The sequence below is a fragment of the Ottowia thiooxydans genome (assembly GCF_040548795.1).
Classification (GTDB): domain Bacteria; phylum Pseudomonadota; class Gammaproteobacteria; order Burkholderiales; family Burkholderiaceae_C; genus Ottowia; species Ottowia thiooxydans_A.
Genome location: NZ_JBEPSH010000015.1, coordinates 48,749 through 72,336, shown reverse-complemented (window position 1 = coordinate 72,336; position 23,588 = coordinate 48,749). Strand labels below are relative to the sequence as shown.

Here is a 23,588-nt window from a genome sequence, read left to right as displayed (position 1 = left end):
GGCCTTGGCTGTCACCAAGGTCTGCGCTGGCAGTTCAAGGTCACCGAGTCCGCATGATGCCCTTCGAATCCCTTGCGATCGCCGCCCCCATTATTTTCGTGGCCTATGCGGTCTTCGGAATGACGGGGTTCGGTGCGGCCATGGTGGCCGTGCCATTACTGGTGCAGTTCTTTCCTCTGCAGTTCGCTGTTCCCCTCGTTGTCCTGTTCGACCTGGTGTGCACTGCACTGGTTGGCGGACGAAACTGGCGGCAGGTGTCCCGCAATGAAATCAAGCGCCTTTTGCCGTGGATGCTGCTGGGGATAGTCTTGGGCGTCACTCTGCTGAGCAATGCGGGAGCCAGGTGGCCGCTGATGCTCCTGGGGGGCTTTGTGCTGGCGGTGTGCATAAAGGGGCTCTTCGGTACCCCGGCAAAGACGACTGCGCCGATGTCGAGCCTCTGGGCGCTTCCGTTCGGGGCGTTTGGGGGGATCTTCAGCGCGTTGTTCGGAACGGGCGGACCGATCTATACGATCTACCTCTCGCGTCGTCTCGATGCGCTGGATCAGTTCCGGGCCACCATTTCTGTCGTCATCTTGCTGAGCGGGCTCATTCGCGCCGTGGCCTTCGGTACTGCGGGGCTGTATTTTCAACCCGGGATTCTTGCGGTGGCCGCAGTGTTGCTCCCGGTCGCCCTCCTGGGGCTGTTGGCTGGATCGCGGCTCAGAACCCGCTTGCCGGCAGACCTATTGAAGCGCTCTATTCTTGTTCTGCTTGCGATTGCGGGGGCGGGAGCTATCTACCGAGGTTGGCTCGCGCCCGCGTGAACGAGGAGGACCCTGGACGGCTCTGCCTGTGCGCGTGACTTGCTGACGTGTGGTCGCGTGTCGGCGCCGCACGCGCAATGCTATTTCATCTCCAGGCCTGCCTTGGCGACAAGGTCCGCATAGATCGAGTAGCCATCGCTGATGAACTTTCCGGTCGCCTGAGGGGAAAGGACATGCGGGATGCCGCCAAAGTTGGCGTTTCCGGCGATCCATTTGGGATCCTGGGCCAGTTGCTTAAGTGCAGTCGCCCACTTGTTGACAGCCTGGGGGCTCATCCCGGGTGGCCCGAATAGTCCGCTCCAGCCGATGACGGCCTCAAGTTGGGCAAACCCCAATTCACGGGCGGTTGGAATGTCGGGGAATTGGGCAACGCGCTCCGGTGTGGTGGTCACCAGGGGGCGCAGCTTGCCGCCAGTCATGAGGCCCGTCATCGAGCTCAGATTGTTGCAAGCGAAGTCAACATCCTTCGTGAGTACTGCAAGGGCGACTTCGTTGCCCCCTTTGTACGGAACATTGACGGCTGCATCCGGCTTGAGGCCAAGGTTGCTGAGCAATAACTGAGGCGCAAGATTCTGGACAGTGGCCGGGCCTGAGTGGCTGTACGTCAGCTTCCCCGGGCTGGCCTTGAGCGCGTCCGCCAGATCATTCAAAGACTTGTACTTGCTCTCAGGATGGACCACGCAGATGACAGGATTCAGCTCAAGAATTCCAATGAAAGTGAAGTCTTTCCAGGTATAGGGCGTTGTCTTAGGTTGGAGCACCGGCAGAAGTACTTGCGAGCCGATTCGGCCGACCAAAAGCGTATATCCGTCTGGCGCCGCGTTCTTAACCGCAACAGATCCGATCGCCCCGTTTGCTCCGGCCTTGTTCACGACCACAACAGGCTGGCCGAGGACACCCTGCGCTGCCGCCGAGAGGTTGCGCGCAGCCATGTCGGCATCGCCACCTGCGCTAAAGGGAACGATTAGCTGAATCGGCTTGGAAGGATACGACTGTGCTGATGCGAGGGCAGTGAATGCGCTGCACATGCAGATCGCAACACGCCCAAGGAGTGTTGAGCGTGTGACGTTAAGTTTCGCCATGGTGTGTCTCATGTAGTTATAGAAATGAATGCACCGCTGCCGATGCACCGTTGTGCCGAACTCAGTGACTGATCGATGAAGAGCCATTCGTGCCGAAGACAGGCGCGGGTTCGCCCGCCATCGCAACGTTGATGCAGGCTGGTGCTTTACTTTCGCTCGCGCGTCTAAGTGCGGAGCCCAGGCTCTCAGCGCTCTCTGCAGTAGCGCCGAAGCCTCCGAGTGCCGTGGCGACATCGTGGTAACGGGCTGAGGCTGCCAACTCGCATCCGATCAGTCGGTCTGCACCATAGGTCCGTAACTGGATCAGGTGCTCGGCATTCCAGCGGAGGTCATTGCCTATCACCGCAATGATCGGCGCGTCCTCTCGAACCGCTGTGTCCAGCTCCATCAGATGGAAGCCCGCAGTGCCATCTCCCATGAGAACTACGACCGTTGAGGTTGGCTTTGCAATCTTGGCGGCGATGGCGTAGCAAATTCCTGCGCCAATCGCGCCCGACATACCGTTGATGATGCGTGTGGGGGCCTCACAAAAGGCTTGAGCCCACTGACCAAATTCCCCACCGTCACAGATCAGGATGGGATCAACTGCAGTCCGGATAAAAGCTTGCACGGTCTCGCAGAGTAGGCGGGGCGTTAGCTTGCTGGTAGCTGGATCTTCGGCTGTCTGAGCGCCTCGATACTTGAGCGCTTGATCAACAGCTGCCCGCCATGTGCCGCGCTTTCCTGGCGCTAACGGGACGCCAAGTGCGGCAAGCGCTGCACCGGGCTCGGCCTGAATGGTGAGAACCAGCCTTTCCCCCAGGAGGCGGCGGGCGCGGTTCAGCATTTGAGGGTCGGGGTCGACGGCGGCTATCCGTGCCGTTGCCCCGAGTACGGACGAGCGCCCAAATCCCAAGGTGAAATCGAGGCATTTGCCAGCAAGCACTAAAACATCAGCCTGCGGGATAAGGTCAATTAGAGATCCCAAGGAAGGGTCTTTCAGGCCGCGGGGGCTTTCCATGGGGATCACAGGAATATCGAGAACTTCCTCCAAAGACCTATAGAGTGTCCGTTTGTGCGCTCGCGCGCCGGTGGGCCCGGTCAGGATGAGAGGCTGCTTGGAGTCGCTGAGGAGCGAAGCCAGCTTCCTGATGTTGCCTGGGTCCAATTCCCCGCTTGCAGGCCGGGTAGATGCGTTAGGTTCGGGGAGGTTCGCGAACCCTGTCTCCGCCAACAGCAAGTCAAATGGAAGAGCAAGGTGAACGGGGCCCCGGCGCGGCGACAGGGCTTCGTCGACTGCCTTGTCGAGAGCCGGATAGAGTTCTTCCACCTTGGTTGGACGGAGTGAGAGCTTCGTGAGAGGCGTTGTGATTGAAACCTGATCAAGCTCCTGAAATGCCCCTGATCCATCCTCAGAGACCGAGGAATCACCGGATATGAGCAGCACCGGGCTCTCCGCCTGCGACGCCGAATAGAGCGGCGCCAGGCCGTTGGTGATCCCCGGCGCAGCGGTGACCATCGCAACACCGAGTTCACCGGTCACCTGAGCCCAGGCGTCAGCCATGAAGACGGCCGAAGCTTCGTGCCTCACGTGAACGATGCGCATACCCAAGTCGATGCAAGCGTCATAGAGCGGCATGATCTGGTTGCCAGAAAGGCTGAAGATCGTTCTAACGCCGCGTCGATGCAGCGCGTGGATGATGAGGTGGGAACCCAGCACGTATGTCTCCGTTATCTGCGCTTTCTATGACTGCGCCGTTTTAAGTTCGGAGTTACGACTCTATCGAGACTTGCGGATTGCTTGGTTGATCATTTTTGAAGCTAGGCCTCGACGCAACCGGGTGCCTGGGCCCTTTCTTGAAGACGGTCACTCAGGTTGATCTTCTGACTTTGTTGATCTTTGGCGCCTATGGCTTTATGGGCACGTAGCTTGCCGGCTGGTACTTGAAGTCAAGCGCGCGCGTGCCGTGCGCGGCGCTAATTCAATGCCCGTTGTAGCTGTCGCAGGTACGTTTCGTTCGCCGACAGTTCCGTGACTGCAGCGGGCGTGCTGCTGTGTTTGTTGGGGAATGGTCGCTACCGTGACGCCACCGGCGTGGTGGCTTTGGCTGGTCGGAGTCATGCTCGCCTATACCGTGGCAGGTTGCGGTCTGAGGGTCGCGACGATTCGGCTTTCGGTCGGCCTCTGCTTTACGCTTGCACGTGTCCTGTTGGGCGGAAGCAAGTCCCACGCCACGTTTATTCCGAGTGCCGCCTTGCTTGCGGTCGCAACGATCTTGGTCTTGTCCCCAGCGCGCAGCAACTCGGCGAAGGGAGCGGTGTCATTGCGGATTCAGTTCGGTTAGCCCTCTTTAGAGCGTCGAACATCAAGAACCATGAGTGCGGGAGACCTCGCCCGAGACTCACAGGTTTCTGATCGACTGCGCGTGGGGGCTCGCCAAGAAGCAGAACGCGGCGATGTTCAGCACGACCGTGCACCAGAAGACAGCACGAAACTCGGACTTCGAGGACTTGTGCCTGAAAACCTGTTGGGCGACCAAGGCCCCGGGCCAGCCGCCTACCAGGGCCAGGATATGAAGCGTTTGCTCAGGCGTCCTCCAAGCGCCGCGCTTGGCCGCTGATTTGTCCAGGCCATAGGCTGCGAAAGTTATGGCGCTGGCGGCGAGGTAAACCCAGGGCAGCCACCGCGGTGGACGACCCAGCAGGTATCCGAGGAGTATGACCACGGCGAATACAGGAAGGGCAAAGAGGCTGGCCCTGCCCCATTGAGCTGATCCGTTTTTTCGCACGGGCACCGCGGCAGCTCGCCTTTGGCGAAGGAGCTCAACCTGGAGTGCGCGTTTCTTGCCTTGTGGACTCAACTCGACTTGGAATCGAACCCGCTGATTGGCTTGAGGGCGTTCGCGGAGATCCCGAAATGCCTTGATGTGGACGAAGATTTCTTGGCCGCCTTGGTCTGGCTCGATGAAGCCAAACCCCCGCTCATCGTTCCAGGATTTGATGGTGCCGTCGAATTGCATGGTTTGAGTCGTCTAAGAACCTGGGGATTATCTGCGCTGGGACTGGCCAGTTCTTGCTCTGTAATGGCGCGTTCGCGAAAGGCCAGAAGATGCCGAGCAGGAGCTCGGCGGTCCCAGGGGGAACAGCCGGCGGGGCCGTGCTGCATTCGCTGAAGATGCTTGAGCTTCTAAAGCTCTAATGCAAGAGAGGATTGGTATTTCCTGGGAGCGCCAAGCTCCAGCTTGGCAGTTGTGGCGTTTGTTGAGGTCAGCAGAATTGCCAAGCTGGAGCTTGGCGCCCCCAGGGTGGAACATCCGGGTGCCGGTAGCGCCTTGGCAGGAGGATGACTAGGCGCCCAACACTTCCAAGCAGGAAAGGATTGGTATTTCCTGGGAGCGCCAAGCTCCAGCTTGGCAATTGGGGCGTTTGTTGAGGTCAACAGAATTGCCAAGCTGGAGCTTGGCGCTCCCAGGGGAACAGCCGTAAGAGGCTGGGCGCATTCGCTGAAGATGCTTTGGCTTCGGAGGCTCTAACTCAAGAGAGGACGGTATTTGCTGGGACCGCCGAGCTCCTGCTCGGCATTGCGGCGTTTACCAAGCCTCAAAGATGCCGAGCTGGAGCTCGGCGGTCCCAGGGGGGAACAGCCTGAAGGGCCGTGCTGCATTCGCTAAAGAGGCTCTCCCTTAGGATTTTTTCGCGCGCCAAGCCATACCACCCAGCAGTGCGCAGAGTGCTCCCAGCAGCCATCCGCTGTTGACCGGCACGGGCACTGGTGCCGTGAGAGGTGCGGCTGTGACAGTGAGCGTTCCGGCTTCGTAGCTGATGGCGTAGTTGCTCGCATCCGCGCCGCTGGCGATGATGGGGTAGGTGCCCGGAGGGGAGTTGGGGGTGGCGGTGGTGCTGAATACTGGCTGGGTCACCAGGTTGGCGTCCGTTTCGCCATTCACCCATCCAGACGTGATCGCCGAGAAAGCAGGGTTGGCAGCTCCGGCTACGCGGCTTGCATTTGCGGCGGTAATGACCAGCGTTGCGGGGGTGACCGTCAGGACGCCGCCCACAGGGGTTCCAAGCGAGTAGTTGGCATTGCTGACCGCGCCAGAGGCCGTGATCGCATAAGTGCCGACCGGTGAAGTGATCGTGGCGCTCGTGCCCAGGGTGGGAGGCGTCGTCAATGCAGTAGCTGCGGTGTCTCCAGCCACCAAGCCTTCGTAAGTCGCGCTGAAAGCCGGGTCTGCTGCGCCATAGACGCGCGTTGCGTCCTCTGCCTTCACAGTCAAAGAAGCTGGCGTGATGGCCAGCGTTCCATTGACGGGGGCTTGCAGCGAATAGTTGGCGCTTTCCACGGCGCCCGAGGCCGTGATGGGATACGTGCCAACGGGTGAGGTGGCTGTGGCGCTCGTGCCCAGAGTTGGCAGGGTCGTTAATGCGTTTGCGATGGTCTCGCCTGGTACCAAGCCCGCATAGGTGGCGCTGAAAACTGGATCTGCACCACCATAGATTCGCGTCGCATTCTCTACCGTCATGGTCAGGGGAGCGCGCTCAACAGTCAGGACGCCCATGCTGGGGTAGCTTGGCAAATAATTGGGGGTGGCGGTTCCTCCCAGGACGTTGATCGAGTAGTTACCTGGGGGCGAGGTCGCGGTGGCGTACGAGATCAGAGTGGGTTGGGTAATGAACGCGTGAGCGCTGGTCTCGCCAGGCGCCAGGCCTAGGTACAGGGTGGTGAGCGGCGGGTTCGCGCTGCCATAGGGGCGGCTTGCATTTTGACCCCCGACGGTCAGCGGGCGACGTACTACGGTCAAAATGCCGCTGCCGAGGGGCGCCAGCGAATAGTTGCTGTTCGCTACAGCAGCGCCGGGTGTGATGAGATAGTTGCCAGGGGGAGAGCTCGGAAGTGCAGTGGAACTCAGAACAGGTTGTGTCACCATTGCATTGGCTGGGGTTTCTCCAGGCGCCAGACCGGTGTATGTCGCGCTGAACGTTGGGTTGACGTCGCCATAGACTCGGTTGGCATTTTCGACGGTAATAGTCAGTGGAGCAGGCCCCACCGTCAAGGTCCCATTGACAGGGGGTTGCAGCGAATAGTTGGCATTGGCTACAGCACCCGTAGCAGTGATGGGATAGGTGCCCACGGGCGAATTGGTAGCCGCGCTTGTCGCCAAAGCAGGTTGTGTCACCAATGCTGTGGCGCCGGTCTCTCCGGGTGCCAAACCTGTGTATGTAGCGCTGAAAGCGGGGTTGGCGCTGCCATAGGTTCGGCCCGCATTTCCCACCGTCAAAGTCAACGGCGCTGGTGTCACAGTCAAGGTGCCATTGATGGAGGGGTCCAATACGTATCGGGGGTAAGTGACCGCGCCCGAGACTGTGATGGGGTAAGGGCCTACGGGTGAGTTGGGGCCGGCAGTGGTGCTGTATGTGGGTTCAGTGCTAAATGCAGCCCAAGACGGCGGTAGTCCGAGAACTGTGCCGTTTAGTAAGGGGTTAGGCATGCCATAAAGGCGCGTTTTATCGTTGGCTTGTATGGTCAAGTGGGAAGGCGTTATCACAAATGTCACTGTCGCTTGTTCGAGTACAGCGGCGTCACTGTTTCTGCGGCGTGTGAAAGTGACGGTCGCTGTCCCGGCTGTTTTGAAGCGAATCAGGTTGGTTGTGTACCAGGGGCTTGCGGGGCCAGAACCTACCACCACCGAATATTCAACGACGGTGTTGTCGGAGCTGACTGCGCTCGTGGTGAATGGCGTGTTGTCTGTGCCCGTCCCACTAGCGGTGAGAAATTCCAGCATCTCGATGTCCAGGTAGGTGCGCGTGATGGTGCTGCCGTGGACTATTGGAAGATTGGCACCGGCGCCACCTACATATTCATGCAACACGAAACTTGCGAAGGCGCTAGGGCTGAGCGCGAGAAAAATAAGCAAATAAGCAACGCGGACGATGCTTAGCTTCGCGTACTGTGAACTAAGCCATTCCTGTTTTTTGAATGAAGTCATTTCCCCTCCCCGGGTATATCTGGGCATAGATGTCCGTGCCTCACCTGAACTAGATTCAGTTACTTGATTTAAGCGCTTTGCAACGCGCTTGTATGCAGCCCGAATGGGCTACACGAGGGGGTTTTTTGGGGGAGGGAAGTGCTATTAAATTGCTAGCAATTGCAGTTTGGGCTATCGATCCGGCCTGATGTCTTTGGCAAGCCGCGGGCAAACGGATTGGTATTTCCTGGGAGCGCCAAGCTCCAGTTTGGCAGTTCGGGCGTATATGGAGATCAGAAGAATTGCCAAGCTGGAGCTTGGCGCTCCCAGGGGGGAACGCGTCAGAAGGCACTGTGGCGGTAGGCAACCCGAATGGGCTACGTGCTCATCAATTAGCTATGCGCAACCGTAGTGACTTCGGCCGGCTGGCGGGCCAGTTCTATGAAGGCTCGCACATAGTCGATGGCGGTATCCGTCTCCCGCGCTCCCAAAAAGATCTGCTTGGCGATGCCGCGCGCACCCATCCGCACAGGTACCACGTCCAACTTGGCCGCGTATTCCTCAACCAGCCAGCGGGGCAGGGCGGCCACACCACGGCCGCTGGCCACCATTTGCAACATGATGTCGGTGGTTTCAATCGCTTTGTGGCGCTTGGGCGTGACCCCAGCCGGCAGCAGGAACTGGTTGTAGATGTCCAGGCGCTCAATGTCCACGGGGTAGCTGATGAGCACTTCCTGGGTCAACTGGTGGGGCTTCACATAGGCCACCGATGCCAGCGCATGCCCCCTGGCCACGACGAGCACCTGTTCATAGTCGAAGACGGGTTCAAACTTGAGGCCCGGCTTGAACAGAGGGTCTGGCGTGACCAGCAGATCGATCTCGTAGCCGAAGAGCGCACCAATGCCGCCGAACTGGAATTTCTGTTTGACGTCGACATCCACGTCTGGCCAGGCAGCCAGATAGGGCGAAACCACTTTGAGCAACCACTGGTAGCAAGGATGGCATTCCATACCGATGCGCAGCGCACCGCGTTCGCCCTGCGCGAATTGGCCCAGGCGCTCTTCGGCCAAGTCCAGTTGCGGCAGCACCCGGTTCGCCACCGCCAGCAGGTACTGGCCTGCTTGGGTCAGGCGCAGGCTGCGACCTTCGCGCAGCCAGACGTCGGTGCCCAGTTGTTGCTCCAGCTTCTTCATGCTGTGGCTGAGGGCCGATTGGGTCAGATTGAGCACGCTGGAGGCAGCAGTCAGCGACCCTTGTTTCTCGACCTGTTGAACGATGCTGAGATGGATGCGCTCAAGCATATGTATGAGCCATAGTCATGGATTTATGAAATAAAACCATTTTACTTCATGGATTCTCGTCGGTAGCATCCGCTCCTATGGTTTGTTTGCATGGTTTTGTCGCAGCGATAGCCGCACGCCAGTGCAAGTTTTAGGGGAGTAAAAATGACACGTCCACTTCGTTTGGTTGCTGTTTCCGGCGGGCTGCAACGCCCGTCCAGAGCTGTCGCGCTGACAGAGCATTTGCTGGATCTGATTGCGGACGAAGTCCCATGCGAACAACGCCTGGTGGAGTTGGGGCAGCTCGCGCCGTATTTTGCCGGCGCGGTGTGGCGGTCCGAGTTGCCCACTGCGGTGGAGCGGGCGCTTTCCGCGGTGGAGCAAGCTGACGTCCTGGTGGTGACCTCCCCCGTTTACCGGGGCTCCTACACAGGATTATTCAAACATTTCTTCGACTTCATTCATCAGGACGCCTTGATCGGCAAGCCTGTGTTGTTGGCTGCCACCGGTGGCAGCGAGCGCCACGCGCTGGTGATTGAACACCAGTTGCGGCCCTTGTTCAGCTTTTTCCAGACAAACACATTGCCGCTGGGTGTCTACGCCACCGACAAGGATTTCGTCGACTACCGCGTGCACAACGATGCACTGATCCAGAGAGCCAGGCTGGCCGTGCAGCGGGCCTTGCCGTTGCTTGAGCTGATGCGTAGCCAGGAAACTGCCGCTGTTCAGGAAGTGGCCCCAGCCTGAGACCCAATTGCATGAACAAGCGAGTACTCATTGAGGAGTATTTGGACCATTTCAAAAATTCAGAGAAGTAAGTGCCATGAGAAAAGACTTTATATTCAACATCAAAAGTGAAATTTTTGATGAAAATTATCACCCGTCAGACAACACACGTTTGACGACCAATTTTGCCAATCTCGCAAGAGGGGAAAGCCGTCAAGAAAATTTGCGCAATACGCTGAGAATGATTGACAACCGTTTCAATAACTTGGCGCATTGGGACAACCCACACGGAGACCGATACTCAGTGGAGCTCGAGATCATTTCAGTAGAGATGAGTGTTGAAGACGGGGCAGGCAAGGTATTTCCGTTGATCGAAATATTGAAGCCGAATATCAATGACAAAAAAACCGGCGAACGTATTGACGGGATTGTAGGAAACAATTTTTCTTCCTATGTGCGCGACTACGACTTCAGTGTGCTGCTGCCTGAATACAACAACAACCAGGCTACGTTTAAAACACCAGATAATTTTGGTGATCTGCATGGAAAACTGTTCAAACATTTTGTGAAGTCAAGTGCTTATAAAGAGCGTTTCAAAAAGCCACCAGTGATCTGTATCAGCGCCTCAAGCAGCAAGACTTATCATCAAACTGAAAACCACCACCCTATACTGGGTGTGGAATATCGGCAAAGTGAATTTTCTCCCACTGACGAGTATTTTGAAAAGATGGGTATGCAGGTTCGCTATTTCATGCCTAGAAATAGCGTGGCACCTTTGGCTTTTTACTTCGTTGGTGATCTGCTTGGTGATTACAGTAATCTTGAGCTTATTGGCACGATCAGCACCATGGAGACATTTCAAAGAATCTACCGGCCTGAAATTTACAACGCCAATTCTGCAGCCGGCAGGTTCTATCAGCCAAGTCTTAAGAACAAGGACTTTTCGTTGACGCAAATTGTCTATGACAGAGAAGAGCGCAGCCAGTTGGCTGTCAAGCAGGGCAAATACACTGAAGAACACTTCATCAAACCGTACAAAAATATGCTTGACCAATGGTCTGCCAACTACGCCCACTGAGCACGCTCTTGGATCAACCTGATATAAATTAATCCATCATGACTAAATTATTGCCTACCTCTACTGCTGGCAGCTTGCCAAAACCGTCTTGGCTTGCTCAGCCTGAAAAACTTTGGTCACCCTGGAAATTGCAAGACGAAGAACTGATTGAAGGCAAACAAGATGCCTTGCGTCTGTCTTTGCAAGAACAGCAGCAGGCGGGTATTGATATTGTCAGCGATGGCGAGCAAACCCGTCAGCATTTTGTCACCACTTTCATTGAGCATCTCAGTGGCGTTGATTTCGAAAAGCGTGAGACGGTGAGAATTCGTGATCGGTATGATGCCAGCGTGCCGACGGTCGTTGGTGCTGTAGCTCGCCAACAGCCTGTTTTCGTGGAAGACGCCAAGTTCTTGCGTCAGCAAACCAAGCAGCCTATCAAATGGGCATTGCCTGGCCCCATGACCATGATTGACACGCTCTACGACAACCACTACAAAAGTCGTGAAAAACTTGCCTGGGAATTCGCCAAGATACTCAATGAAGAAGCCAAGGAGTTGGAGGCGGCTGGAGTTGATATTATTCAGTTTGACGAACCTGCGTTCAACGTTTTCTTTGATGAGGTGAATGATTGGGGCGTTGCGACGCTTGAAAGAGCGATTGAGGGGCTCAAATGTGAGACTGCCGTGCATATTTGCTATGGCTACGGTATTAAAGCCAATACGGATTGGAAGAAGTCACTGGGGTCTGAGTGGCGTCAATATGAAGAATCTTTTCCGAAGCTGCAGAAATCCAATATAGATATCATCTCGCTGGAATGCCACAATTCGCATGTGCCCATAGATCTGATTGAGCTTATTCGGGGTAAAAAAGTGATGGTGGGGGCTATTGATGTGGCAACCAACAACATTGAGACGCCGGAAGAAGTGGCCAACACGCTGCGCAAGGCGCTTAGGTTTGTAGATGCCGACAAGCTCTATCCGTGCACGAACTGCGGTATGGCGCCTTTGCCTCGTGAGGTAGCTAGAGGCAAGTTGAACGCTCTCAGTGTGGGCGCTGAAATCGTCCGGAGGGAGCTCCTGGGTTAGGGTATTAGGTGTCTCGGTAATTCCTGGGAGCGCCAAGCTCCAGCTTGGCAGTTGGGGCGTTGATTGAGGTCAGCAGAATTGCCAAGCTGGAGCTTGGCGCTCCCAGGGGAACAGCCGGGAGGGCCTTGGTGCATTAGCTGAAGATGCTTTGGCTTCCGAGGCTTTAACCCAGGAGGGGGCGGTATTCGCTGGGACCGCCGAGCTCCTGCTCGGCATTGCGGCGTTTGCTGAGGGTCAGAAGATGCCGAGCAGGAGCTCGGCGGTCCCAGGGGAAGCCGGGAGAAGCTTCGCGCTTTGGCCGACGTTGCCCGAGTTTCTAAGGCTTCAAATCAGGAAGGGACTGGTATTTCCTGGGAGCGCCAAGCTCCAGCTTGGCAGTTGGGGCGTTTCTTGAGGTCGGCAGAATTGCCAAGCTGGAGCTTGGCGCTCCCAGGGGGAACAGCCGAACGGCCTGGCGAGCTGGGGTAAAGCCCTGATCAAGCTGACCTTAGACTTGCATTTGGAGGACAGGCTTGCCCAGGCACCTGGAGTGCCCAGCCACTGTCTGCGACACTACGCCCCACGTTAGTGCTTTACATATGTCATCAATCCGTTCATTGCTAGGCTCCCCCACAGCCCAGCGCGTTTTCATTGCCGCAGCCGTTCTCTATCTGATCCTGTGGACGCTGGCGCCGCCGCTCATCATTCCCAGCTTGCCGCTGGACGTCGTAGAAGGGATCACCTGGGGGCGGGAATGGCAACTGGGGTATTACAAGCACCCGCCGTTTTCTTCCTGGGTACTGCACCTCTTTCATACAGCGTTCGGCCATGTGGGGCCGTTCTTGCTGAGTCAGCTCTGCGTTCTTTTGGCGCTTTGGATGGTGTGGCTGACAGGGCGCCGAGTAACGTCTGTAGAGCGCGCGTTCCTGGGTACTCTGCTCACGCTGGGCATTGTTCACTACACCCGCTCGTCTGTGGAGTTCAACCACAACGTCGCCCAGATTCCTGTGTGGGCTGCGCTGGGCTACTGCTTGCTGGCTGCCTTGCAGGACGGGCGCAAACGCCAGTGGATCATGCTGGGGGTGGTGGCGGGTGTAGGCATGCTCACCAAGTATTCGGTGGGCTTTTTGCTTATCTGCCAGGCGCTGTATCTGCTTTTTTCATCAGACCGCCGTGTGCTGCGCACACCCGGGCCCTGGCTGGCTCTGGTGGCTATGGCGGTAGTGTTGGCACCGCACCTGTACTGGCTGGTGCAGACAGATTTTCTCCCCATGGCTTACGTCAGCTCGCGCGCAACGGGCGAACAATCAGTCTCCCGGCCGGAGGTTTTGCAATTTCCGCTGGTGCAGTTCTTGAATCATCTGCCGCTGGCTGTGATCGTGCTCTCAGCGCTATTTGCGACTCGCAAGGCGCGCAAGGCCGTGCCTGCAAAATCTGCAAACTGGCGCCTGTCGCTCGACCGGCCTGCTTATATGCTGGCTATTGGCCTGGGCCCCTGCGTATTCCTGACGGTGATTGGCTTTGTGGCCGGCCTGCGGGTGTATGACATGTGGGGCCAGCCTATGTGGCTATTCAGCGGTTTGCTGGTGGCGGCCAGTCTGCCGCAGGCGTGGCTGTCCATCTTGCGTCCTTCGCTCTTGAAGGGACTTCTGGTCTGGCTGGTGCTGGTGTCCATCATTACCTGGGGTGTGTTCGGGTTTCGGGCCCAAGTGCGCGGTTACCCGGCACGTACGGATTGGCCTATGCATGCGCTGGCGCAACAGGCTGACGCCACCTGGGGCGAATTGTCGAGCTGTTCACTCAAAACGGTGGCGGGGCAGGTTTGGGTGGCTGGCTTGGTGGTGGCCAACTCGGCTGCCAAGCCTTCCATTCTCATTGATGGCGAGCCGCGCATTTCGCCTTGGGTCACGCCGCAGCAAATCCAAACCAATGGCCTGCTTTGGGTATGGCAGGACGAGGGAGATGGCGAAGCGGAGCGGGTTTCTGGTCCGCCTTTGCTCCGCAGCGTGCCGCCAGAGGCGGGCTTGCGGCTAATTGAAGGGGTTTGGCACTTTCCCTGGCGTTACAGCGCTACGGCCAAGCCGTTGGCGATCAAGTGGCGCGCTTATGTGCCTGAGGCTTGCTTGCGGGCTGGCAAGTAAAAGGCGGTTGGCGGGGTTGAAGGAGCAGAAGAATTGCCAAGCTGGAGCTTGGCGCTCCCAGGGGGGAGCCGGAAGGCTTTGGCGCTTTAGCTGAAGATGCTCGCAGTTCAAGGGCTTCAATCAGGAGAGTGCCGGTTTTCGCTGGGACCGCCAAGCTCCTGCTCGGCATCGTTGAGCCTTAGCAAACGCCGCAATGCCGAGCAGGAGCTCGGCGATCCCAGGGAAACAGCCAGAAAACCTGGCGCATGTGGCTGAAGATCCTTTAGCTTCTGAGGCTCCAATTCAGGACAAGGCTGGTATTTCCTGGGAGCGCCAAGCTCCAGCTTGGCAATTTTGGGGCGTTTATTCGAAGTCAGAAGAATTGCCAAGCTGGAGCTTGGCGCTCCCAGGGGGAACAGCCGGGAACCCTGGCGCATTTACAGCGTTAGCAAGAGTGGGTATTCCCGGCCCCCAATAGAGTGTGAATACCGTCACACTTCATGGGTAAGCTGAACCACGGCATAGTTTTGTAACCACCTCTTGGCTATTCGGTGGCACAATCCTAAATTGCGAAGTATCAGGCCCTTCCCCAGCCAGTCGCGTCCGCCAACCGGTTCAGCCGTGACGCGGAAGGTCAATTAAACCAACCCATGTTCCCTGAAGGGGAACGAAAGGTAAGCGCAGCATGAACGAGGCGAAATCCGTCTACGCCACTTACGAGGGCAATTCCTACCTGTTCGGTGGAAATGCACCATACGTCGAAGAGATGTATGAGAACTACCTCGCCAACCCCGGAAGCGTGCCAGACAGCTGGCGTGCCTACTTTGATGCCCTGCAGCACGTTCCCGCAGCAGACGGCGGCAACGGTCGGGATGTCCCCCATCTTCCAGTCATCAACGCATTTGCAGAGCGCGCCAAGCAAGGCGGTACTCGCGTGGTTGAAGCCAGCGGCGCTGACTCAGAACTGGGCCGCAAGCGCACTGCCGTACAGCAGCTGATTGCCGCCTACCGCAACGTGGGCGCTCGCTGGGCTGACCTCGATCCCCTCAAGCGCACTGAACGCCCCTCCATCCCAGAGCTGGAGCCATCGTTCTACGGCTTCGCTGACGCCGACATGGAAACGGTGTTCAACACCAGCAATACGTTCTTCGGCAAAGAATCCATGTCGCTGCGCGACTTGTTGAACGCTCTGCACGAAACGTATTGCGGCACCATGGGCGCTGAATACATGTACATGACCGACCAGACGCAAAAGCGCTGGTGGCAAGAAAAGCTGGAAAGCAAGCGCACCAATCCCCAGCTCAACGCAGAGCAAAAAAAGCGCGTGCTGGAGCGCCTGACGGCTGCTGAAGGCCTGGAGCGCTTTCTCCACACCAAATACGTCGGCCAGAAGCGCTTTTCGCTCGAAGGCGGTGAAAGCTTCATCGTCGCCATGGACGAACTGGTCAACCGCGCTGGCGCGGCGGGCGTGCAAGAGATCGTTATCGGCATGGCCCACCGTGGCCGCCTGAACGTGCTGGTGAACACCCTGGGCAAGATGCCCTCCATGCTGTTCGCGGAATTCGACCACACCGCCCCTGAAGAACTCTCCAGCGGCGACGTCAAATACCACCAGGGCTTCAGCTCCGACATTTCCACCGCAGGTGGCCCGGTGCACTTGTCACTGGCGTTCAACCCGTCCCACCTGGAAATCGTGAACCCTGTGGTCGAAGGCAGCGTGCGCGCCCGTATGGATCGCCGTGGCGATGCTGAAGGTGATCAGGTGCTGCCCGTGCTGGTGCACGGTGATGCCGCCTTTGCAGGCCAGGGTGTGGTCATGGAAACGCTGGCGCTGGCTGAAACACGCGGCTACTACACCGGTGGTACCGTGCACATCGTCATCAACAACCAGATCGGCTTTACCACCAGCGACCCACGTGACAGCCGTTCCACGCTGTATTGCACGGACGTGGTCAAGATGATTGAAGCGCCTGTTCTGCACGTCAATGGCGACGATCCAGAAGCCGTGGTGCTGGCTACGCAGCTGGCCCTGGAATACCGCCAGGAATTCAACAAAGACGTGGTGGTGGACATTGTCTGCTTCCGCAAACTGGGCCACAACGAGCAAGACACTCCCATGCTCACCCAGCCCCTGATGTACAAGCGCATCAGCCAGCACCCTGGCACGCGCAAACTGTACGCAGACAAACTGGCCGCTCAAGGCCTGGGCGAGACGCTGGGTGATGACATGGTCAAGGCCTACCGCGCCGACATGGATGCCGGCAAGCTGACCGTGGACCCCGTCCTGACCAACTTCAAGGGCAAGTACGCGGTTGACTGGTCGCCGTATCTGAGCACCAAGTGGACTGACGCTGCTGAAACCGCCATTCCTCTGGCTGAGTGGAAGCGTCTGGCTGAGCGCATCACCACCGTACCTGACGACTTCACCGTGCACACGCTGGTGAAGAAGGTACTTGAAGACCGTGCCTCCATGGGCCGTGGTGAAGTGAACGTGGACTGGGGCATGGGCGAACACATGGCCTATGCCTCTCTGGTGGCTTCCGGCTATCCGGTGCGCCTGTCCGGTGAAGATTGCGGCCGTGGCACGTTCACACACCGCCACGCCGTGCTGCATGACCAAAAACGTGAGAAGTGGGACGTCGGTACCTACATTCCGCTGGAACACGTGGCAGACAGCCAGGCTCCGTTTGTGGTCATCGACTCCATCTTGTCTGAAGAAGCGGTGCTGGGCTTTGAATACGGCTACGCTTCCAATGACCCCAACACGCTTGTGCTGTGGGAAGCCCAGTTCGGTGACTTCGTCAACGGCGCCCAGGTGCTGATTGACCAGTTCATCGCTTCCGGTGAAGTGAAGTGGGGCCGCGTGAACGGTCTGACGCTGCTCTTGCCACACGGCTATGAAGGCCAGGGCCCAGAGCACTCTTCAGCACGTCTGGAGCGTTTCATGCAGCTGTCTGCTGACACCAACATGCAAGTGGTGCAGCCCACCACGGCCAGCCAGATTTTCCACGTGCTGCGCCGCCAGATGATTCGTCCGCTGCGCAAGCCGCTGATCATCATGACACCCAAGAGCCTGCTGCGTAACAAAGACGCAACCTCGCCGGTGTCGGAGTTCACCAAAGGTGGCTTCCAGACCGTGATCAAAGATCAGGGCGACCTGAAGGCCGATAAAGTCAAACGCGTGGTGGCCTGCTCCGGCAAGGTCTACTATGACCTGGCTAAAAAGCGTGCAGAAAAAGAAGCCGACGATGTGGCCATCATCCGCGTCGAACAGCTCTATCCGTTCCCACACAAGGCCTTCAGCGCTGAGCTGAAAAAGTACCCCAACGCGACGGAAGTCGTGTGGTGCCAGGACGAACCACAAAACCAGGGCGCATGGTTCTTCGTGCAGCATTACATTCACGAAAACATGGTTTCGGGCCAGAAGTTGGGTTATGCCGGTCGCGCTGCGTCGGCTTCCCCAGCAGTCGGCTACGCTCATCTGCACCAGGAGCAACAGAAAGCCCTGATTGATGCTGCTTTCGGGCGCCTCAAAGGCTTTGTGCTGAGCAAGTGATCCCAAGCGCCGGAGCAAGAGCCACGCACTGCTCTTCTTCGGCGCTTTCGCTGAATTAATGAACAAATAGAACTGGAAAAAACAAATGGCTATCGTAGAAGTGAAGGTGCCGCAGCTGTCTGAATCCGTGGCAGAAGCCACTCTGCTGCAATGGAAGAAAAAAGTCGGAGAGGCCATTGCCGCCGATGAGATCCTGATTGAAGTCGAGACGGACAAAGTGGTTCTGGAAGTGCCCGCACCTGCTGCTGGTGTGTTGACTGAAATCGTGCAAGCCGACGGCGCTACGGTGGTGGCCGAGCAGTTGCTGGCCCGCATTGACACCGCTGCAGTGGCTGGCGCCGCCGCGGCCCCTGCGGCTGCACCAGCTGCCGCACCCACCGCCGCTGCTGCCCCTGCCCAAGCGGCCAGCGCAGCACCTGCAGGCGGCAGCAAATCAGACATCGCCATGCCAGCGGCTGCCAAGCTGATGGCAGACAACCAACTGGCTGCTGGCTCCGTGCCTGGCACCGGCAAAGATGGCCGCGTGACCAAAGGTGATGTGCTGGGTGCAGTGGCTTCTGGCGCTTCCGGCGCAGCTGCAGCCGCCGCTCCTGCTCAGATTCCTACGGGCGTGCCTACCAAGGTGCTGCCCCAAGTGGCCGCGCCTAAAGCGCCTAACCTGGGTGACCGCCCAGAGCAGCGCGTGCCAATGACACGCCTGCGTGCTCGCGTGGCAGAGCGTCTGCTGCAATCGCAATCGAGCAACGCGATTTTGACCACCTTCAACGAAGTCAACATGGCTCCGGTGATGGACATGCGCAAGCGCTTCCAGGAAAAGTTCGAGAAAGAGCACGGCGTGAAAGTCGGCTTCATGAGCTTCTTCGTGAAAGCTGCAGTGCATGCGCTCAAGAAGTACCCCGTTCTGAACGCCAGCGTAGACGGCAACGACATCGTCTACCACGGCTACTTCGACATCGGTATTGCAGTGGGCAGCCCACGCGGTCTGGTGGTGCCGATTCTGCGCAACGCTGACCAGATGAGCTTTGCCGACATCGAGAAGAAGATTGGTGAATTCGGCGCCAAGGCTCGTGACGGCAAGCTGGGTCTCGACGACCTGACGGGCGGCACGTTCTCCATCAGCAACGGTGGTACCTTCGGCTCCATGATGTCCACGCCCATCATCAACCCACCGCAATCGGCCATCCTGGGCGTACACGCCACCAAGGACCGCGCAGTGGTTGAAAATGGACAGATCGTCATCCGCCCGATGAACTACCTGGCCATGAGCTACGACCACCGCATCATCGACGGCCGTGAAGCCGTGCTGGGCCTGGTCGCCATGAAAGACGCTCTGGAAGATCCAGCGCGCCTGCTGTTCGACATCTAAAACACCACGGCCCAAGGCAGCGCCATGTCCCTCACTGACGACCTAGCACGGCTCGATGAAATGCGCCGCAACGGGGCGTTGAGTGAGGCTGAGTTTCAGCAAGCCAAGGACAGGCTCCTTGGCGGTATGCCTGCTGGCGGACCGGTGCTGAACGCGCTCAACCAGCTCCGGCGCAGCCGATCCGATCGGTGGCTCGCTGGAGTCTGCGGCGGACTGGCGCGCTCCACCGGGCTGGAAAGCTGGGGCTGGCGCCTTATTTTTTCCGTGCTGCTTTTGATGGGCGGCATGGGAATCGTGGCTTATCTACTTTTATGGATCTTCGTGCCTGAGGAATGACGGCCCGCAGATCTTCCTGACCGGAAAACTCCAACATCATGTCCAAGAATTTCGACGTCATCGTCATCGGTGCCGGCCCTGGCGGCTACATTGCCGCCATTCGCGCCGCACAACTGGGCTTTACCGTAGCCTGCATAGACGAATGGAAAAACGCTGCCGGTGGCCCTGCGCCCGGCGGTACCTGCACCAACGTGGGTTGCATTCCTTCCAAGGCACTGCTGCAAAGCTCCGAGCATTACGAGCACGCGGCCAAACATTTTGCAGACCACGGCATTTCCGTCAGCGGCCTGACCATGGATTCGGCCAAGATGATCGCGCGCAAAGACGCCGTGGTCAAACAGAACAACGACGGCATCTTGTACCTGTTCAAGAAGAACAAGGTCAGTTTCTTCCACGGCCGTGGTTCTTTCGTCAAGCCCGTTGAAGGCGGCTATGAAATCGCCGTGACTGGTGCACAGGCCGAAACACTCACAGCCAAGCAGATCATCGTGGCTACGGGCTCCAGTGCCCGCGCGCTGCCCGGCGTGCCGTTTGATGAAGAGAACGTGCTGTCCAACGATGGCGCATTGCGCATCGGTGGTGTGCCCAAGAAACTGGGCCTGATTGGCTCTGGCGTCATTGGCCTGGAAATGGGCAGCGTCTGGCGCCGTCTTGGTGCTGAAGTGACCGTGCTCGAAGCCATGCCTACCTTCCTGGGCGCGGTGGATGAGCAGATCGCCAAAGAAGCACGCAAAGCTTTTGACAAGCAAGGCCTCAAGGTTGAGTTGGGCGTGAAAGTGGGCGAGATCAAGGCCGCCAAAAAAGGCGTGAGCGTGGCCTACACCAACGCCAAGGGCGAAGCCCAGACGCTGGACGTCGACAAACTCATCGTCTCCATTGGCCGCGTACCCAACACCAACGGCTTGAACGCTGAAGCCGTGGGCTTGAAGCTGGATGACCGTGGCGCCATCGTGGTGGACGACGAATGCCGTACCAGCCTTCCCGGCGTGTGGGCGGTGGGCGACGTGGTGCGTGGCCCCATGCTGGCGCACAAGGCCGAAGAAGAAGGCGTGGCAGTGGCTGAGCGCATCGCCGGCCAGCACGGCCATGTGGACTTCAATCTGGTGCCATGGGTGATCTACACCAGCCCTGAGATCGCCTGGGTTGGCAAGACCGAGCAGCAGCTCAAGGCCGATGGCGTGAAGTACAAGGCCGGCACATTCCCATTCCTGGCCAACGGGCGCGCTCGCGCGCTGGGCGACACCACCGGTATGGTCAAAATGCTGGCAGATGCCGCTACGGATGAGATTCTGGGCGTGCACGTGGTGGGCCCCATGGCAAGTGAGCTGATTGCAGAAGCCTGCGTTGCCATGGCTTTCCGCGCCAGCAGCGAAGACATTGCGCGCATTTGCCACGCACACCCATCTTTGAGCGAATCCACGAAAGAAGCCGCGTTGGCGGTGGACAAGCGTACGCTCAATTTCTAAGAAAGCTTGGGCCACTTCGGCCCCGCGCTGCCTGCACTTCTCTTGCACATACGCAGAGCCTGTGCAGGGCGGTGCAGGCCGAAGCCGATGATTGCCGGGCAGATGTGGCTCGCAAGGATGTGGCGCACAAACAGGGAGCGGTGGCGCGGATGAATGCAGTGCGGGAGGCCTATGAGGCCGAACTAAAGACCAGAGGGTTCCAGAGCGATCCAGCGCAATTGCGCGCAGTAGAGGCGCTGCAGCGCTGTGCGGACGACTGGGCGGTCTACAAGGAAAAGCGCTCCAACCGCTTCAAGAAGCTGCTGAATCGCCCCGAAGTGCCTCGCGGGGTTTACATGTATGGCGGGGTGGGCCGGGGTAAAAGCTTTTTGATGGATTGCTTTTTCAACGCTGTGCCTATTCGCCGCAAGACACGGCTGCACTTTCACGAGTTCATGCGTGAAGTGCACAGGGAGCTGGCAGGCTTGCAGGGCACGGTCAACCCGCTCGACGAACTGGGCAGGCGCATTGCCAACCGCTTCAAGCTGATTTGCTTCGACGAATTCCACGTGGCAGACATCACGGACGCCATGATCTTGCACAGGCTGCTGGTGTCGTTGTTTGAAAACGGCGTGGGTTTTGTGACCACCAGCAACTTCAAGCCGGACAACCTCTATCCGAACGGCTTGCATCGTGACCGTATTTTGCCGGCCATTGCACTGCTGAACGCGCGCATGGAAGTGCTCAACGTAGACAACGGCACCGACTACCGCCGCCGTACGCTGGAGCAGGTGGAGCTCTACCACACCCCCCTCGGCCCCAAGGCTGATGCCGCGATGACAGAGGCTTTCAACAGCCTGGCGGTTTCGCAGGATGAGAGCCCCGTCATGACGATCGAATCACGCGAGATTCAAGCGCGCCGGCGTGCGGGTGGTGTCGTGTGGTTTGATTTCAAAACACTCTGTGGCGGCCCTCGTTCGCAAAATGATTATCTGGAGATCTCCAGCCAGTTCCACACGGTACTGCTGTCCGATGTTCCGCAGATGTTCGTGCGGCACGCCTCGGAGGCCCGTCGCTTTACATGGCTGGTAGATGTTTTGTATGACAGGCGAGTCAAGTTCATACTATCGGCTGCCGTACCCCCGGAAGAGCTCTACACCGAAGGCCCCCTGGCCCATGAGTTCCCGCGCACGGTGAGTCGCCTGAACGAAATGCAGTCAACTGAGTATCTGGCTTTGGAACATCGAACTGTGGACACGCACCTGACATGAAACTCCAATACCTGAGTGCCCTTGTGTTGATGAGCGGATTGCTGGGAGCCTGTGGCACGCCGCACCATGAACTGGTTGCTTCACAAAAAGCGGTCGATGCGGAGGCTGCACGCACGCTGGTGGCAGGTGCTCCTCCGGATGACGGTTTGGGGCCATGGCTGGAAGGTCATAGAACCCGCATATCTGCAGCCCGTGAGGCGGTTGCGACTAAATTCGCAGACGCTGAGAAGCTGTGCTGGCAGCGCTTTACCGTCAATGACTGCATCCGCGGGGCGACGGATGAGCGTCGGAGCACCCTGGACAAGTTGCGCCAGGAAGAGCTGGCCTTGAACGATTTGGAGCGCAGACGCCGCGCAGAGAACCGGCTGCGCAATCTGGAGCAGAAGCAGCGCGACGGCAGCTGATTGCTGGATTGCCGCGCGGTCACTCTTTCCCTTGGCCCCTACGCTCCTGGCTTGCTTTCAGCCAGCGCCTCAACCTTCACGATAACCAAGGAAATGTTGTCTCCACCCCCCATGGACCGGGTGCGGGACTTGGTGGTCAAGAATTCACTGGCCCTGCGGGGCGGTAGAGAGTGCAATACCGAACCGAGCTCTTCGGTGGTGAAGTATTGCCAAAGCCCGTCTGAACAAGCCAGGATGGAGTCACCAATCCTCAAGCGCGAGGTCTGATAGGTCGCCATTTGGGGCGGTTCCTCGGTGCCCAGGCAGCTCATCAGCACATTGGAATTGGGGTGCACCAGGGCTTCTTCCGGGGTCAGCCTGCCTTCGTCGATCAACGCCTGCACGTAGGAGTGATCGCTGGTGCGTGCCAGCATTTTTTTGCCACGAAAGTGATACAGGCGTGAATCTCCGGAGTGAATCCAGTGGCATTCTCCTCCTGGCTCAATCACAAAGGCGGCGATGGTGCTGTGCGGCTCCTGCTCGGCTGATATGGCGGTGAGCCTGATGACCGTATGCGCTTCTTCCACAATGCGGCGCAGCAGATCCGCAGGATTGTCGTCATTGGGGGAATGACGCTCGAAGAGCTGGCGCGCGGTGAGCAGGACCTGATCAGAGGCTTTGCGCCCGCCGGTGCGTCCTCCCATGCCGTCGGCCACTACGCCCATGACGCAACCCGATGTTCGGGGATGAATCAGCAGCCCCACCTGGTCCTGCTGATACTCCCTGTCCCCCTTGTGCAGGCCGGTGGAAGCGTTGAGTCGATAACCTTGTTCCATGATCCTAGGGCCTATGGTGGAATGGCGGCGTCGCGGTCTCACACAGAGGGTGAGGGCGCGCGAAGCAGCGAAAAACGAGGTTCATGTGGCCTTCGTCGGGAAATAGCAATCGGTTTGTTGCCATTGGCATCATGAATAGTCATCGGTTTCCAAGATCGTATTATCGAGCGAGAGCGCGCAGGCGTGTTCAACGATCATTGCTCTCTTCAGAAGAGGGCGCCGCATGAGCCCAGCGCCGTTTACAGGTTTAATATCTCTTGTGATTCCAAATTCTTACTTGTTAGCCCACACAGTCGCCAACGCGCGCTCTCA

18 protein-coding genes are annotated in these 23,588 nt (G+C 58.2%); 12 read left to right on the top strand and 6 right to left on the bottom strand.

Features of this window, described 5'->3' with window-relative positions; genetic code table 11:
• Positions 1-53: 53 nt before the first annotated feature.
• Complete coding sequence (locus tag ABIE13_RS26270; RefSeq protein ID WP_354449040.1) at positions 54-806, top strand: sulfite exporter TauE/SafE family protein; 753 nt, start codon at positions 54-56, stop codon at positions 804-806.
• 80 nt (positions 807-886) lie between these two features.
• Here the strand turns inward: ABIE13_RS26270 and ABIE13_RS26265 are convergent, their stop codons facing one another.
• Together ABIE13_RS26265 and ABIE13_RS26260 are read right to left on the bottom strand one after the other, a co-directional pair.
• On the bottom strand, positions 887-1,888 hold the full coding sequence (locus ABIE13_RS26265) for a Bug family tripartite tricarboxylate transporter substrate binding protein (protein ID WP_354449038.1): 1,002 nt from the start codon (positions 1,886-1,888) through the stop codon (positions 887-889).
• Positions 1,889-1,949: 61 nt separating this feature from the next.
• Positions 1,950-3,587, bottom strand: a complete 1,638-nt coding sequence (locus tag ABIE13_RS26260) for a thiamine pyrophosphate-binding protein (RefSeq protein ID WP_354449036.1) — start codon at positions 3,585-3,587, stop codon at positions 1,950-1,952.
• Between the two features lie 349 nt (positions 3,588-3,936).
• On the opposite strand from ABIE13_RS26260, the gene ABIE13_RS26255 reads away from it, so the two are divergent.
• A complete protein-coding gene (locus ABIE13_RS26255) occupies positions 3,937-4,212 on the top strand; it encodes a hypothetical protein (RefSeq protein WP_354449034.1) in 276 nt (91 codons plus the stop codon).
• 57 nt (positions 4,213-4,269) lie between these two features.
• Here the strand turns inward: ABIE13_RS26255 and ABIE13_RS26250 are convergent, their stop codons facing one another.
• The 3 genes from ABIE13_RS26250 to ABIE13_RS26240 form a co-directional block, all read right to left on the bottom strand.
• Positions 4,270-4,887 carry a cold shock and DUF1294 domain-containing protein gene (locus ABIE13_RS26250; RefSeq protein ID WP_354449032.1) on the bottom strand — a complete coding sequence of 206 codons (618 nt, stop codon included), beginning with the start codon at positions 4,885-4,887 and terminating at the stop codon, positions 4,270-4,272.
• A 663-nt stretch (positions 4,888-5,550) separates the two neighbouring features.
• Positions 5,551-7,854, bottom strand: a complete 2,304-nt coding sequence (locus ABIE13_RS26245) for an MBG domain-containing protein (protein WP_354449030.1) — start codon at positions 7,852-7,854, stop codon at positions 5,551-5,553.
• 371 nt (positions 7,855-8,225) lie between these two features.
• Positions 8,226-9,134 carry a LysR family transcriptional regulator gene (locus tag ABIE13_RS26240; protein WP_354449028.1) on the bottom strand — a complete coding sequence of 303 codons (909 nt, stop codon included), beginning with the start codon at positions 9,132-9,134 and terminating at the stop codon, positions 8,226-8,228.
• Between the two features lie 144 nt (positions 9,135-9,278).
• Here ABIE13_RS26240 and msuE point away from each other — a divergent pair, with 144 nt between their 5' ends.
• The 10 genes from msuE to ABIE13_RS26190 all read left to right on the top strand — a co-directional run bounded on the left by msuE (position 9,279) and on the right by ABIE13_RS26190 (position 22,461).
• Complete coding sequence (gene msuE / locus ABIE13_RS26235; RefSeq protein WP_354449026.1) at positions 9,279-9,860, top strand: FMN reductase; 582 nt, start codon at positions 9,279-9,281, stop codon at positions 9,858-9,860.
• Between the two features lie 76 nt (positions 9,861-9,936).
• Positions 9,937-10,917: a DUF1852 domain-containing protein gene (locus ABIE13_RS26230; RefSeq protein WP_354449024.1), complete on the top strand. Its 981-nt coding sequence runs from the start codon at positions 9,937-9,939 to the stop codon at positions 10,915-10,917.
• 38 nt (positions 10,918-10,955) lie between these two features.
• Complete coding sequence (locus tag ABIE13_RS26225; RefSeq protein ID WP_354449022.1) at positions 10,956-11,984, top strand: methionine synthase; 1,029 nt, start codon at positions 10,956-10,958, stop codon at positions 11,982-11,984.
• 578 nt (positions 11,985-12,562) lie between these two features.
• Positions 12,563-14,104, top strand: coding sequence for a glycosyltransferase family 39 protein (locus ABIE13_RS26220; protein ID WP_354449020.1), 1,542 nt, complete (start codon positions 12,563-12,565; stop codon positions 14,102-14,104).
• Between the two features lie 664 nt (positions 14,105-14,768).
• The gene (locus ABIE13_RS26215; RefSeq protein WP_354449018.1) at positions 14,769-17,639 is read left to right on the top strand and encodes a 2-oxoglutarate dehydrogenase E1 component; all 2,871 of its coding nucleotides are present in this window, start codon (positions 14,769-14,771) and stop codon (positions 17,637-17,639) included.
• An 85-nt stretch (positions 17,640-17,724) separates the two neighbouring features.
• The gene (gene odhB, locus ABIE13_RS26210; protein ID WP_354449016.1) at positions 17,725-19,005 is read left to right on the top strand and encodes a 2-oxoglutarate dehydrogenase complex dihydrolipoyllysine-residue succinyltransferase; all 1,281 of its coding nucleotides are present in this window, start codon (positions 17,725-17,727) and stop codon (positions 19,003-19,005) included.
• A gap of 24 nt (positions 19,006-19,029) precedes the next feature.
• On the top strand, positions 19,030-19,341 hold the full coding sequence (locus ABIE13_RS26205; protein WP_354449014.1) for a PspC domain-containing protein: 312 nt from the start codon (positions 19,030-19,032) through the stop codon (positions 19,339-19,341).
• A gap of 38 nt (positions 19,342-19,379) precedes the next feature.
• Entirely contained in the window at positions 19,380-20,807 is a 1,428-nt protein-coding gene (gene lpdA, locus ABIE13_RS26200) for a dihydrolipoyl dehydrogenase (RefSeq protein ID WP_354449012.1), read from the top strand.
• 149 nt (positions 20,808-20,956) lie between these two features.
• Positions 20,957-22,057 (top strand): cell division protein ZapE, encoded by a 1,101-nt coding sequence (zapE, locus tag ABIE13_RS26195; RefSeq protein ID WP_354449074.1) that lies wholly within the window; start codon positions 20,957-20,959, stop codon positions 22,055-22,057.
• Positions 22,054-22,461: a hypothetical protein gene (locus ABIE13_RS26190; RefSeq protein WP_354449011.1), complete on the top strand. Its 408-nt coding sequence runs from the start codon at positions 22,054-22,056 to the stop codon at positions 22,459-22,461. The genes zapE and ABIE13_RS26190 overlap by 4 nt, the downstream gene beginning before the upstream one ends.
• Before the next feature lie 38 nt (positions 22,462-22,499).
• Here ABIE13_RS26190 and ABIE13_RS26185 read toward each other — a convergent pair whose 3' ends face one another.
• Entirely contained in the window at positions 22,500-23,276 is a 777-nt protein-coding gene (locus tag ABIE13_RS26185) for a PP2C family protein-serine/threonine phosphatase (RefSeq protein ID WP_354449009.1), read from the bottom strand.
• Between the last annotated feature and the right edge of the window lie 312 nt (positions 23,277-23,588).